The organism is Amycolatopsis tucumanensis (genome assembly GCF_021654135.1).
Taxonomy (GTDB): domain Bacteria; phylum Actinomycetota; class Actinomycetes; order Mycobacteriales; family Pseudonocardiaceae; genus Amycolatopsis_E; species Amycolatopsis_E tucumanensis.
Genome location: NZ_JAKGSD010000001.1, coordinates 1 through 13,552, shown reverse-complemented (window position 1 = coordinate 13,552; position 13,552 = coordinate 1). Strand labels below are relative to the sequence as shown.

11 protein-coding genes are annotated in these 13,552 nt (G+C 74.5%); 2 read left to right on the top strand and 9 right to left on the bottom strand.

Features of this window, described 5'->3' with window-relative positions; genetic code table 11:
- Nucleotides 1–180: 180 nt before the first annotated feature.
- The 4 genes from L2C96_RS00055 to L2C96_RS00040 all read right to left on the bottom strand — a co-directional run bounded on the left by L2C96_RS00055 (nucleotide 181) and on the right by L2C96_RS00040 (nucleotide 4,352).
- A complete protein-coding gene (locus L2C96_RS00055; protein WP_237334584.1) occupies nucleotides 181–1,335 on the bottom strand; it encodes an ABC transporter permease in 1,155 nt (384 codons plus the stop codon).
- A complete protein-coding gene (locus L2C96_RS00050; protein ID WP_237334583.1) occupies nucleotides 1,332–2,489 on the bottom strand; it encodes an ABC transporter permease in 1,158 nt (385 codons plus the stop codon). Before L2C96_RS00050 ends, L2C96_RS00055 begins: the two co-directional genes overlap by 4 nt.
- 2 nt (nucleotides 2,490–2,491) lie before the next feature.
- Complete coding sequence (locus L2C96_RS00045) at nucleotides 2,492–3,454, bottom strand: ABC transporter ATP-binding protein (RefSeq protein WP_237334582.1); 963 nt, start codon at nucleotides 3,452–3,454, stop codon at nucleotides 2,492–2,494.
- Nucleotides 3,455–3,536: 82 nt separating this feature from the next.
- Nucleotides 3,537–4,352 (bottom strand): alpha/beta fold hydrolase, encoded by an 816-nt coding sequence (locus tag L2C96_RS00040; protein WP_237334581.1) that lies wholly within the window; start codon nucleotides 4,350–4,352, stop codon nucleotides 3,537–3,539.
- A 119-nt stretch (nucleotides 4,353–4,471) separates the two neighbouring features.
- Between L2C96_RS00040 and L2C96_RS00035 the strand changes: the two genes are divergently transcribed.
- Nucleotides 4,472–5,752, top strand: a complete 1,281-nt coding sequence (locus tag L2C96_RS00035) for a nitroreductase/quinone reductase family protein (protein ID WP_237334580.1) — start codon at nucleotides 4,472–4,474, stop codon at nucleotides 5,750–5,752.
- Nucleotides 5,753–5,762: 10 nt separating this feature from the next.
- On the opposite strand, the gene L2C96_RS00030 is transcribed toward L2C96_RS00035, so the two are convergent.
- The 5 genes from L2C96_RS00030 to L2C96_RS00010 form a co-directional block, all read right to left on the bottom strand.
- A complete protein-coding gene (locus tag L2C96_RS00030; protein WP_237334579.1) occupies nucleotides 5,763–8,348 on the bottom strand; it encodes a cation-translocating P-type ATPase in 2,586 nt (861 codons plus the stop codon).
- The gene (locus tag L2C96_RS00025) at nucleotides 8,345–10,894 is read right to left on the bottom strand and encodes a cation-translocating P-type ATPase (protein WP_237335115.1); all 2,550 of its coding nucleotides are present in this window, start codon (nucleotides 10,892–10,894) and stop codon (nucleotides 8,345–8,347) included. Before L2C96_RS00025 ends, L2C96_RS00030 begins: the two co-directional genes overlap by 4 nt.
- A 146-nt stretch (nucleotides 10,895–11,040) precedes the next feature.
- Nucleotides 11,041–11,676, bottom strand: a complete 636-nt coding sequence (locus L2C96_RS00020; RefSeq protein WP_237335114.1) for a CBS domain-containing protein — start codon at nucleotides 11,674–11,676, stop codon at nucleotides 11,041–11,043.
- A 16-nt stretch (nucleotides 11,677–11,692) separates the two neighbouring features.
- The gene (locus tag L2C96_RS00015) at nucleotides 11,693–12,298 is read right to left on the bottom strand and encodes a DoxX family membrane protein (RefSeq protein ID WP_020420163.1); all 606 of its coding nucleotides are present in this window, start codon (nucleotides 12,296–12,298) and stop codon (nucleotides 11,693–11,695) included.
- Nucleotides 12,299–12,656: 358 nt separating this feature from the next.
- On the bottom strand, nucleotides 12,657–13,091 hold the full coding sequence (locus tag L2C96_RS00010; RefSeq protein WP_020420164.1) for a pyridoxamine 5'-phosphate oxidase family protein: 435 nt from the start codon (nucleotides 13,089–13,091) through the stop codon (nucleotides 12,657–12,659).
- Between the two features lie 168 nt (nucleotides 13,092–13,259).
- Here L2C96_RS00010 and L2C96_RS00005 point away from each other — a divergent pair.
- A partial coding sequence (locus tag L2C96_RS00005) for a response regulator (protein ID WP_237334578.1) occupies nucleotides 13,260–13,552 on the top strand: 293 nt, incomplete at its 3' end.

Genomic DNA, 13,552 nt, shown 5'->3' with positions numbered 1-13,552 from the left:
GGGCCGAGCACGGCGTCCCGGTGATCGCAGGCGCCCGGCTACGCCCTGCGGCGCAAGCGGTCCCACGGGGACGCCGCCGCGGTGGTCCACGGCTCCCGACGTGTGGCGGCGAGCGTCGCCTTCGCGGTCGCGACCGCCGTGATTCTCCTCGACGCCCGCTGAGCGCCCGGAGCGCCGCGTTCAGGCCAGTTTCCGCGCCATGCGCCACGACGCCGCGCCGACCAGCACGGCCGCGAACCCGGCGAGCACCGCCAGCTGGCCCGCGATGTCGGCGACCCCGCCGCCGCGGGAGAGCACCGTCGTCCAGGCGTCCACCGCCCACGCGTGCGGCGTGACGTGCCCCACCGCACGCAGCGCCGGCGGCACGATCTCCAGCGGCCACATGCACCCGCCCAGCATGCCGAACGCGATGCCGATGGCGGGCCCAATCGCCGACGCCTGCTCGGAGGTGCGGAACAGGGTGCCGCTGAGGATGCCGGCGCCCGCGCCGACCACCGCCCACAGCCCGGTCAGCAGCAGCGCCGCCACCGGATCGCCCCAGGACACCCCGAACAACGCGGCCGACGCCCCGATGATCAGCGCCGACTGGCCCAGCGCGAGCACGACGTAACCCAGCGCCTCGCCGAACACGATCTCGCGCGGACGGACCGGTGCCGCCAGCGAACGCGAGTAGACGCCCAGCTTGCGGGTCTCGATCACGGCCGCCCCGGCGGCGAGCGTGTTGACGAACACGAACAGCACCAGCATGGTCGGCGCGCTGCCGGTGAACCCGCCCGCCCGCTCGTCCGGGGCGCCGCCCGCGGATTCGGTCCGGACCGTGATCCGGTCACCCATGGCGGCGAGCGATCCGGCCAGCGGCAACCACCGCGCCGGATCGGTCCCGGTGCGCTCGGCGGCGAACCCAGCCGCCTGGACGAGCGCCGCGTGGTCGGCCACGACCGCGGACACTGCCGACCACGCGCCCTGCGTGGTGCCCGCCGAACCGGTGCTCAGCAGCGGCAGCTCGACCGGGGCGCCGGACAGCAGGCGCTCGTCGAAGCCGTCCGGCAGCACCAGGACGGCGTCGACCTGGTTGCGGCGCAACGCGGCGGTGGCGGCGTCCTCGTCGGAGTAGGTCCGGGTCTCCAGCGCCGGCGAGGTGTCCAGGGCGCGGGACAACCCGGCGGCCAGCGGGGTGCCCGGCTCGACGACCCCGATGCGGAAGCTGTCCTGGCCGCGGATGGTCGCGCCGACGATGAGGATCACCACCAGCGGCAGCAGGACGATGAAGAACATCGCGACCCGGTCGCGGGCGAGCCGGCGCAGCGCCACGCCGGTGAACAGCAGCGCGGTCATCGGGCCGCATCCCGTCGCGCCAGGAGCGCGGACGCCCCGCCGAGAACCACGCAGAACGCCAGGATCGCCAGCAGCGGCGGCCAGACCGCGGGCCAGCCCGCGCCGCCGGAGAGGTCCGTGAACCCGCGCAGCGCCCAGCCGTTCGGCGTGGCGAGGGTGAGGGTGCGGATGACGTCCGGCGCGCCGCCGAGGTAGACGAAGTTGCCGCCGAGCAGCACCAGCCCGAACGTGACGATCACGGCCAGCCCCTCGGCCTGCCGCTCGGTGCGGGCGAGCGTGATGACGAACGCGGTCAGGCACACCAGCGCCAGGCCCAGTGCGACGATCAGCAGCGCGACCGGACCCGGCGGCCCCCAGTCGGCGCCGAACCCCAGCGTGGTGATCAGCGCGACGGTGCCCAGGCTGGCCGTCCCGTACGCGAACGTCGCCAGCGCCTTCCCGGTGAGCACGGTGCCCGGCGCCACCGGCGCGGCCGCGACGCGGTCCAGCAACCCGCTGCGTTGTTCGGTGAAGTAGCCGCGCGCGGTGAACCCGATGGAGAAGAACATGAAGAACATGCCCATCGCGGGGGCGTAGTAGCTGACTCCGGACTGTTGCGCCGTGCCGCCGGCCCGGCTGACGACCTTTTCCGGCAGCCGCAGGGCGGCGGCCCGTTCGGCGAGCCCGGCCGGATCCGCGCCGGCCACCAGCGCGGTCCGCGTGGCGAGCAGGTCGGCGTTGAGCTGGGCCACGAACGCCGCGGCCACCGAGCGGGCCACCTCGCCCGCCAGCGGCGCGTCCACGTCGGTCAGCACCGTGACCGGCACCGCGGCCCCGGAATGCGCGGCCGCGGAGAACCCGGCGGGGATCACCAGTGCCGCGCTCACGCCGCCGTCGTCGACCCGCTGCCTCGCCTCGGCCACCCCGGGCACGGTCTCGACGGCCAGCACCGAGTCCAGCTCCGGCCCGGTCAGGAACCCGGTGAACGCGGCCGCGACGGGTCCCCGGTCCAGATCGGCCACCGCCACCGTGGTGTGGAAGGTCTCCGCGCCGCGGAAGGCGAAGCTGATGAGCATCGCGACACCGACGGGCGCCAGGATCCCCAGGATCCACGCCGAGCGGTCGCGCAGGCGCTGGCGCAGGTCCTTTCCCGCGATCACGAGTGCCGGATGCATGCTCACTCCCGCAGGGCCGTGCCGGTCAGGTGCAGGAACACCGCTTCCAGGTCCGGTTCGGTGACCTCGGCGGACCGGATCCCGGACCGCAGCCGTTCGGCGACGTCGAACACCGTGGGCAGCAGCCGCCTGCCGTCGCGCACGATCAGGTGCAGCTCACCGCCCGCCACGTCGACACTGTCCACTTCGGACAACTCGCGGCAGGCCGCGGCGAGCGCGGCGACGTCGCCGTCCACGGTGAGCGTGATGCGGTCGCGCTCGCCGAGACGGGCGACGAGTTCCCGGCGGGTGCCCTCGGCGACCAGCCTGCCGTGGTCGATGATGCCGACCCGGTCGCACAACCGCTCGGCTTCCTCCATGTAGTGCGTCGTGTAGAGGACGGCGAGGCCGGCGGCGCCGAACGAGTGGACGCTTTCCATGATCGCGTGGCGGCTCTGCGGGTCGACGCCGACGGTGGGTTCGTCGAGCACGAGCAGGGTAGGGCGGTGCAGCAGGCCGGCGCCGATGTTGAGCCGGCGCCGCATGCCGCCGGAGAAGGTCTCGACCTTCTCCCCAGCCCGGTCGGCCAGGCCGACGAGCTCGAGCACCTCGTCGATCCGCCGGGCGAGCGTGGCGCCGCGCAGCCGGTACAGGCGGCCGAAGAACCGGAGGTTCTCGCGCGCCGTGAGGTCCGGGTAGAGCGCGACCTCCTGCGGCACGTAGCCGACGAGGGCCTTCGCCTCCCGCGCGAACCTGTTCATGGGGAACCCGCCGATCACCGCGCTGCCGGCCTCGGGGGCCAGCAGCCCGCACAGGATCCGCAGCGTCGTGGTCTTGCCCGCGCCGTTGGGGCCGAGCAGGCCGTAGGTTTCGCCAGGGGCGATGTGGAAACCGACGTCGTCCACCGCGATCCGGCCGTCGAACCCCTTGCGCAGCCCGGTCACGGTGAGGACGTCGGCGGTCCCGGTGAGCACCGTAGAGGTCATGGGCTCCACCGTGGCGGCGGACACCGCCGGGGGCGAGGGGCGAAGGTCCCGCGAGCCGGTGACTTCCGCCCGCCGCGGCGGCTCAGCCCGGCGGTTCCGCCAGGAACCGGTCCACCGCCGCCACCGTCGCTTTGGCGCTCTGCGCCGCCACGTGCCCCAGCCGGGGGTGCAGCAGGAGCCGGCCATTCGGAAGCCCGTCCGCGGTCTCCCGGAAGACCGCGGCGCCGTAGAACCGGTCGCGGCCCCCGCCGACGACGAGCACGGGCGCGGCGATCGCGGGCAGCCGGGCGGTGAGGTCGAAGGCGTCCTCGGCGTCGATCACGGTCAGCATGTCGGCGCAGTCGCCGCGCAGCATCGCCGGGCCCAACAGCCGTCCGGCCGCGGCCAGCGCCCGGTGCGCCACCGGTCCCCCGGCGAGCGTCGCGAACATCAGCGCCCCGGCCCGGCGACGGCGGCCGGCGCGCACGGCGGCGGCGAGTTCCCGTTGCACGGTCCGGCCGCCGTCGCCCAGCCGGCAGGCCGACGAGAGCAGCACCACCCGCCGCACCACATCGGGGTGGTCGGCGGCGAGCTGCAGCGCCACGCTGCCCCCGGTGGAGGAGCCGGCGAGGTCGACCGGACCACCGAACCGCTGCCGGATCGCGGCGGCGTAGTCGGCGGCGATCGAGGCCATCGTGGTGCCGGCGGGCAGGTTTTCGCGGCGCTGGACCCACCACACCCGCCGCCGCCGGGCGAACGGCCGGACCTGGGCGAGCTGGAACCGGCGGTCGAGGCCCGCCGGTGGGCGGTGGTGGGGGCCCAGCCCCGGGAGAAACACCAGCGGCGGGCCGCTGCCGGTCACGAGGCAGGCCAGCCCGGCGGGTCCGAGCCGCCGCGGCTCCGTCGAGGTGGACGACATCGGGCGGCTCCTCTTCGCTTGCGCGGGTGATCCGCCTTCGACACTGACGGCTCCCGTCCGGCGGGAGAAGGGTCGAACGGCACTCCTCCGCCACCCCGGCCCCGGCTAGCCTCGCCGGGATGGGCATCGCTCCAGAGGAAATCGCGCCGGGCGTGCACCGGCTGCGGCTGGGCCGCCACGCGCTCGCGTCCAATGTGTACTTCGTCGCGACCGGGGGCGGCTGGGCGCTCGTCGACGCGGGATGGGCGTCCAGCGCGCCGGTTATCCGGGCGGCCGCGGCCACCCTGTTCGGCGAGGGGAACCCGCCGCGGGCGATACTGCTCACCCACATCCACCCCGACCACTCCGGCGCGGCCGGGACCCTGGCGCGGCAGTGGCACGTCCAGGTCCACGTCGCCGCCGCGGAGCTGCCGATGGCCCACGGCCGGTACCTGCCCGCGTTCGGCATGCCCCTGGACCGGTGGGCCGTGGTGCCGCTCCTGCGCCTGCTCCCGGCCCGGGTGCGGGACCGGATCGAGGCGGCCGGCGACATCAGCGACGTGACCCGCGCGTTCGGCGATCCCGCGGACCTGCCCGGTCTGCCGGGCTGGACCGCGGTGCCGACACCGGGGCACACGCCGGGTCACGTCGCCTACCACCGGGCCGACGGCGTGCTGCTCTCCGGCGACGCCGCGCTGACCGTGGACCTCAACGCGCTCACCGGCGTGCTGACCGGCCGGCGACGGCTGTCCGGCCCGCCGCGCTACACCACCTGGGACCCGGTGCGCGCCAGGCGCTCCCTCGCCGGGCTGGCCGCGCTGCGCCCGCGGCTGCTGGCGCCCGGTCACGGCGACCCGGTCCCGGTCACCGGTGACGAACTGGCCGCCCTCGCGACCCGCCTCACCTGGTGGCAGCGCGCGGCGCGACCGCAGGCGTCCACATCGGACGGCGGCTACCGGCCGCCACCCCGTCTCTACACCCGCCTGCAGGGCACCGGCCGCCTGCTCACACGGCTGGGGCTCACGCCGCGCGACGTGGTCACCCTCGAAGTGCCCGGCCGCCGCACCGGCGCCATCCGGCGCACCACCCTGCTGCGCACCGACCACGACGGCGCCGGGCACCTCGTGTCCATCACGGGCGAATCCGAATGGGTCCGCAACGTGCGGGCCGCCGGCGGGCGCGCGGTGCTCGCCCGGGGGCGGCGCAAATGGCCGGTGCTGCTCACCGAAATTCCGGCCGGCGAGCGCGCTCCGGTGATCCGCGCGCAACTGCTCCGCACCGGACGGCGACCCGACTCGGCCCGGGTCGCCGGTGATGCCCTGGCGTTCTTCGGGATCACCGGCGAACCGGGCCTGGCCGAGATCGCGGAAGTCGCGCACCGCCACCCGGTGTTCCGCATCGGGCCGCGGGCGGCGGGCTGACCCGCCGTTCTCACCCGATCCGGCTCCGGATCAGCTTGTCGGCCTCCACGACCACGAACGCGGCGGCCGCGGCGGCGAGCACCGGCCACCACGAGTCCCACCCGATCGGCGCCGTGTGGAACATCCGGTTCATCCCGGGCACGTAGGTGATCAGCGCCTGCAGCAGCACGGTGATGCCGAGGCCGACGCCAAGCATGCGGTTCCGCCCCGGCCGCGCGCGCAGCAGGCTGCGGTCCAGCGAGCGGCAGCTGAACAGGTAGGCGATCTGCACCCCGACGAACACGTTGACCGCCACCGTGCGGGCCTGCGCGAGCGACCCGCCGTCGGCCAGCTCCCAGTGATAGCCGGCGAAGGCCGCGGCCACGAGCAGCGCCGACACCAGCCCGATGCGGCGCACCAGGTTCCGCGTGAGCAGCGGGCGGGCCGGCGGGCGCGGCGGCCGCCGCATCAGCCCGGGTTCCTTCGGCTCGAACGCCATCGTCAGTCCGAGGAAGACGGCGGTGGTCATGTTGATCCACAGGATCTGCACCGGCACGATCGGCAGGACCGCGCCGAGCACGACGGCCACCAGGATAACCATGCCCTCGCCGATGTTCGTCGGCAGCGTCCAGGCGATGAACTTGCGCAGGTTGTCGAACACCCCGCGGCCCTCCTCGACCGCGGACTCGATCGCCACGAAGTCGTCGTCGAGAAGCACCATGTCGGCGGCCTGCCGGGCGGCGTCGGTGCCGCCGCGGCCCATCGCGACGCCGATGTCGGCGCGGCGCAGGGCCGGCGCGTCGTTCACCCCGTCGCCGGTCATCGCGACGACCTGGCCGCGCCGCTGCAGCGCCCGCACCAGGCGCAGCTTCTGCGCGGGTGAGACGCGGGCGAACACGTCCGCGCGGGCGGCGGCCTCGTCCAGTGCGCCGTCGTCCAGCTCGTCGAGGTCGCGGCCGGTCAGCACGGTGGCCTCGCCCGGCCGCGCGAGGCCGACCTGCCCGGCGATCGCCCCCGCGGTGACCGCGTGGTCGCCGGTGATCATCTTGACCGCGATGCCCGCGTCCCGGCAGGCGGCGATCGCGCGCGCGGCCTCCGCCCGCGGCGGGTCCTGCATCGCCTGCAACCCCAGGAAGGTCCACTCCCCCTGGCCGGGGAGCGGCCCGCCGGTGGGCGTGAACCGGGCGAAGGCCAGCACCCGGAGTCCCTGTGCGGCGAACTCCGCCTGGGCGCGGTGCACCTCCGCCGTGTCGAGCGGCCGCTCGGCGCCGTCCTCGCCGAGTTCGGCCGAGCACCGGACGAGCACCTCCTCCACCGCGCCCTTCACGTACGCGGCGCCGCGATGCGCGGTGATCATCAGGCGGGTTTCCGAGTCGAACGGGACGACGTCGAGGCGTGGCCGCTCCGCCCGCAACCGGGCCGGGTCCAGGCCGGCCGCGGCCGTGAGCAGCGCGATCTCCGTCGGATCGCCCTCGGCAGGGCTCGCGTCGTTGCACAGCACCCCCGCGACCAGGCACTCGCGTACGGCCGGGCCCGGATCGGCCCACTCGTCCACGGTGCGCCCGGCGGCGTGGACGGCGACGACCGTCATCCGGTTCTCGGTGAGCGTGCCGGTCTTGTCGGTGCAGATGACCGTGGTGCTGCCCAGTGTTTCGACCGCGGGCAGGTGGCGCACCACCGAGCGGCGGCGGGACATGCGCACCACGCCGATCGCGAGGACGATCGACACCGCGGCGGGCAGCCCCTCCGGGATCGCGCCCACGGCGAGGGCGACCGCGGCGGTGAACATCTCCGCCACCGGGGTGCCGCGCAGCAGGCCGAGCGCGAACGCGAAGGCCGCGACCACCACGATCCCGACGCTCAGCTGGCGGGAGAACACGCCGAGCTTGCGGGTCAGCGGGGTGGCGACGGTGGCGGTCGTGGCGACCAGCCGCTGGATGTCGCCGAGCTGGGTGTGCGCGCCGGTCGAGGTGACCACCGCGCGGCCGGTCCCGCGGGTGACGAGGGTGCCGGAGTGCACCATGTTGACCCGGTCGGCGGCGGCCGTCTCCGCGGGCAGGACCTCGTCGTGCTTGGCCACCGGGGCGGACTCGCCGGTGAGCGCGGACTCGTCGACCTCCAGCTGGTGCGCTTCGGTCACGCGGCCGTCGGCGGGCACCCGGTCCCCCGCGGCGATCTCGACGACGTCGCCCGGCACGAGTTCCTCCGCCGGCACGCGGACGGGCGCCCCGTCGCGCAGCACGGTCGTCTCGGTGCGGACCAGCCGGGTCAGGGCGTCCAGGGCCCGCTGGGCGCGCGACTCCTGCACGTACCCGATCACGGCGTTGAGCACGACCACCCCGCCGATCACGGCGGCGTCGACGTAACCGCCGAAGACCGCCGTCACCACACCGGCGGCGAGCAGCACGTACACCAGCGGGCTGTGGATCTGCGCGGCCAGCCGGCGGATCACGCCCGGCCCGCGTGGCGCGGTGAGCACGTTGCGCCCGTACCGTTCCCGCCGCCGGTCCGCGTCCGGTGTGGACAGACCAGTGGCGGGGTCGGTGTCCAGGGACGCGGCGACGGTCTCCGCCGTCGCCGCGTGCGCCCGCAGGCCGGGCTGCTCCGTGGTGGTCATCGAATGTCCTTCGGTCGTCGGGCCCGGATCGCCTTGTGCAACGCGTCGGCGGCCCAGACCGCGGGCACGGCCAGCGCGGCCAGCGCCCAGCCGAGCGGGCTGGGCAGGTCTCCGCCGAGCAGTCCGGGCAGGGGCGGGAGCAGGAGGAACACCGCGAGCATCGCGGCTTCGAGCGCGGTCGCCCACAGCAGCAGCGGATTGCCGCCGAAACCGCGGCGGCCGACCCAGCTGGACTCGCTGCGGCAGGCGAACGCGTTGGCCAGCTGGCCGAGCACGATCGCGGTGAAGGCGGTGCCGGACGCGGTGGCCAGCAGCGCGGCCCCGGGTTCGGCGCCCCACCGCCAGCCGCCCGCGACGAGCACCACCACGAACGCGCCCATCGCGACGAGCGCCTCGGCCGGGCCGAGCACGCCGAACGCGCGGCGCACCAGCCGGCCGTCGATGAGGTTGCCGGTGCGCGCCCGCCCGCGCATCGTGCGCGGGTTGGGTGGCTCGGCGCCCAGCGCGAGGGCGGGCACCAGGTCGGTGCCGATGTCCAGCGCCAGCACCTGCAGCACGGTCAGTCCCAGCGGGATCGAGCCGCCGGAGAGCGCCCACACCGCGAACGGCGCGAGCTCGGCGACGTTGTCGGTCAGGTGGTAGGTGAGGAACCGGCGGATGTTGGCGAACGTCGCGCGGCCCAGTTCGATCGCGTTGACGATGGTGGCGAAGTGGTCGTCCAGCAGCACCAGGTCGGCGGCCTCGCGCGCCACGTCGGTGCCGGACTCGCCCATCGCCACCCCGATGTCGGCCGTGCGCAGCGCGGGCCCGTCGTTGACCCCGTCGCCGGTCATGGCCACCACGTGCCCGCGGGACTGGAGCACCCGTGCGATGCGCAGCTTCTGCTCCGGCGTCACCCTGGCGACGACCGAACCGTCGGCGTCGAGCAGCTCGCCCAGCGCGGCGTCGTCGGCGGGCAGGTCCTTGCCCTCCACCACCACCGAGGCGGGCCCGAGCAGGCCGACCTCGGCGGCGATCGCCGCGGCGGTGCCCGGGTGGTCGCCGGTGATCATCGCGAGCTTGATCCCCGCGGTCCGGCACGCGGCGATCGCGCCGGCGACGTCGGGCCGCGGCGGGTCCTCGAGACCGACCAGGCCGAGCAACGCCAGCTCGCGTTCGTCGTCGCCGTCGCCGCGCGCCACGGCGAGCACCCGCAGACCCCGCGCGCTGAGCTCATGGACCGCCTCCGCCGCGCCGGGCGGCACGTCCCGGCACAGCGGCAGCACGCTGTCCGGCGCCCCGGTCACGTGCAGACCGTCCTCGTCGGACACCGACGAGCGGCGGCGGTACGGGTCGAACGGGCGCCGGTCCCGCGGCGCCGGGCGGGCAGCGCGGCCGGCGCGGGTGGCGAGGACGTGCAGCGCGACCTCCATCGGGTCGCCGACCGGCCGCCACACCCCCGACTGCTCGACGGCGCGGGAGTCGGGCGAACAGCGGGCCGCCGAGTCGGCGAGGACCGCGGCCGCCGCGACGGCGTCCGGGTCGCCGAGGAGGCGGCCCTCCGGCCGGTAGCCCTCCCCTTCCACGGTCGCCGTGCCCGCGCCGGTCCACACGGTGACCACCGACATCTCGTTGCGGGTGAGGGTGCCGGTCTTGTCCGTGCAGATGAACGTGGTGGCGCCGAGCGTCTCGACCGATTCCAGGCGGCGCACGAGCGCGTTGCGGCCGGCCATCTTCTGCACCGCGCGGGCCAGCGACAGCGTCACGGTCGGCAGGAGCCCCTCGGGTACCAGCGCCACGGTGACGCCGATGGCGAACAGGAATCCTTCGCTCGGCGCGAAGTCCAGGAGCAGCGCGACACCGAAGAACAGCACGCCGACCGACACCGCGATCACCGAGATGATCCGCACCACGCGCTGCAGCTGCCCGGTCAGCGGGCTGCGCGGGCGCGTGGCCCCGGCCGTCACCGCGGCGATGCCGGCCAGCCGGGTGCGGCTGCCGGTGGCGGTGACGACGGCCGCGCCGTGTCCCTCGACCAGGTAGGTGCCCGCGTGGACGGCGCCGCCCGGCTCCGGGCGCACCGGCGCGCTCTCCCCGGTCAGCAGCGACTCGTCGACCGAGAGCCGTCCGCCCGCCAGGACCTCGGCGTCGGCGCAGACCCGGTCCCCCGCCTCCAGCAGGAGCACGTCACCGGTGACCAGCTCGGTCGCGTTCACGACCAGGGGCTTGCCGTCGCGGCGCACGGTCGCCCGCACCGGCAGCAGGTCCCGCAGCCGCTCGGCGGCCCGGTCGGCGCGGTACTCCTGCACGAACGAGAACACACCGTTGACCACGACCACCACGGCGATCGCGATCGCGAGGGCCGGCATGCCCGCGAACAGGGCCAGGCCCGAGGCGACCCACAGCATGAGGGCGAAGAAATGCACCAACTGCTTGACGAACTCGACCGCCGGGTTGCGCCGCCGCGCCGCGGGCAGGGCGTTCGGCCCGTCCCGACGCAGCCGCTCCGCCGCTTCCGCGGCGGTCAGCCCGCGTTCTCCCGTCGTCGTCCGCCCGGCGACCTGCATGGTGTGCACCCCTCTTCTCGGCGTCCGGGTCCAGCCAACGCCGCCGGACGGCACGGCGGCAGGGCCGCCCGGCCGCGACGGGGTGGACTTTGGTCCCTTCCCGTTGCGGCGGAACGGCCCTGGTCAGTCCGTTGTGGACGTCCGGCTCAGCGCGCCTGGTCCTGCCAGACGTAGTCGAGCCGGTTGCGGACCTCCAGCACGCCAGGGACCTGTGCCGTCAGCTGACCCGCGATGCGCACCGCGCTGCGGCGCTCCAGCAGGCCCAGCAGCGTCACGCACCCGCTGGTCACGCTGACCCGGTAGGAGCCCGGCCTTGCCCGCAGCACCCGGTCGAACACCTCCGCCTCGACCTCCGCCTGGACGTCGGTGTCCGGCCGCAGGTAGACCCCCATCAGGTCGCGGCGGGCGATCACCCCGACGAGCTTGCCGCCATCGAGCACGAAAAGCCGGCGGAGGTGGTGGCCGGCGAGCCGCTTCGCGACCGCGGGCAGCGGGTCGCCGACGTCGACCGTCCGCACCGGCGAGGTCATCAGGTCACGGGCCAGCAGCGCCGCCGCCTTCCGACGGCGGGCGCGTCCGCGCACCCGCCCGCCCGCGGCTTCCCCGCGGGGCAGCAGGTCCGCCTCCGACACCACGCCGGCCAGTGCGCCGTCCGGACCGACCACCGGGACCGCGCTGACGGCCGCACCGGCCATCAACGCGGCGATCTCCTTGAACTCGGTGTCCGGCGTGACGGTGACGAGGTCCCTCGTCATCACCGAGCCTGCCGTCAATGTGCGCATCACGTCCCCCGGGTCCTCAGAGCAGCCAGCGGTTGTGCCGCGCGACGGTGGCCCACTGGCGCCCGGCGCCCCAGGTGTTGCCCGCGTAGACGGCGGCCAGCACGATCAGCACCAGCGCGTAGAGCAGGTGGTAGTCGATGATCGGGTTGGTCGACCGGCTCGGCTCGCCCGCCTCGGTGAAGCGGTCCAGCGGCCACTCCGCGGCCCACATCAGCAGCATCATCACGGTGCCGGTGATCGCCGACAGGCGCAGGCCGATGCCGACGGTCACGGCGACACCGATGCCGAGCAGGCCGGCCATGAACAGCCAGTCCGCCCAGGCGTCGCCCGCCCACGAGCGCAGGGTCGACGCCATCGGGCCGACGTCGACGCCGCTGAGGAACCCGCGGGTGGGCGAGCCGCCGTTGATCCAGGCCTGCTCGCTCGTCGTCGCGTAGCCCCAGCCGAAGGTCTTGTCCAGGAACGCCCACAGGAACGCCAGCCCGGTGGCGATCCGCAGCACCGCGATGAGCCGCGCGGCGGTGGGGGTCATGACCGCGCCGTGCGCCGGCGCGGATTCCGCGGCGTCCCGCGGCGGAACCTGCATCGCTTCGGTCAGTCCCGGTTGGTCCTTGATGGACATGGTGTCCGCCCTTCGCTCGGATTCCGTTGAGATGCCCCGAGTGTGTTGGTCGCGGACTCGGCCGGTGAGGGGACAAAGTCCCGGGACGGCGGGCCTTTCGGTTGGTTCTGGAAAGCGCTTCTCGGCTGAGCGAGTGTGGAGTGAGAAGGACCTGGTCAGGCGCGCGAACCGGCTTCTGGCTGTGCTTCGTCATGCCGAGGAGGTCAGCGGCAATGTGGCCGCGACGTGCCGCTAAGGAATGGGAGGACTACTACAACTACCACCGACCCCACGCCGGCCTCGGCGGCCAAACCCCCTATGAGAGGCTGCGACAGAAGTCCCAAGCCCAGCCTGTCACCGGCCACCGTCAGTAGCACAGCTAGGCGGGCCGTTCGGCCGGGAGCTCGTCGCCGCCGTCGAGGGCGAAGCCGGTGACGAGTTCCGGGTCGATCCGGATCACCTCGGTCATCTCGCCCGCCACCCACGGGCGCGGCAGCGTCCGGAACCGGGTCAGCTCGCGAGCGCCGACGCGGCGCGCGTACCCGACCGCGATGACGCTCCACGCGATCCGGTCACCTTCGTGGATGAAGTCAGCCTCGTAGGCGACCACGGTGCCGATCGCGGACAGCAAAGCCGCGCCGGGATGGGTCCGGACGATGACGCATCCGTCGTGGAGCACGTGGTTCACCGGCCGGATGGTGGGCAGCGCCTGGTGGGTGAACACGACGCGGCCGACGCCCACACTGCCCAGCAGGCTCAGCGACTCGGCGCGGCCCAGTTCACGCGGGGCCCTCGGCGAGGTCTGATCGATCACCCCGTCATCGTCGCCCCGGCTTCGCGCGGACGGACAGGGCCGAAGGTCACCGGATCGATCATCGGGGTGACAAGTGACGTTGGTCCCTGCCGGAGGTGACTTCCGCCGGTTCGCGGCACGTGCGGCGGCCTCTAGGTTGGGAAGGTCATCTGCGGAAGGGGCCGTGCCGTGATCACCGTGTTCCTGGTCGACGACCACGAGGTCGTCCGCCGTGGCGTCGCCGACCTGCTCGGGACCGAGCCCGAACTCGAGGTCGTCGGCGAAGCCACCACCGCCGCGCAGGCCATGGCCCGGATCCCGGCGCTCAAGCCCGACGTCGCGGTGCTCGACGTCCGCCTGCCCGACGGCAACGGCATCGAGCTGTGCCGCGAGCTGCGGTCGCGGATCCCCGAGCTCAACGTGCTGATCCTGACCTCCTACACCGACGAGGAGGCCATGCTCAACGCCATCCTCGCCGGCGC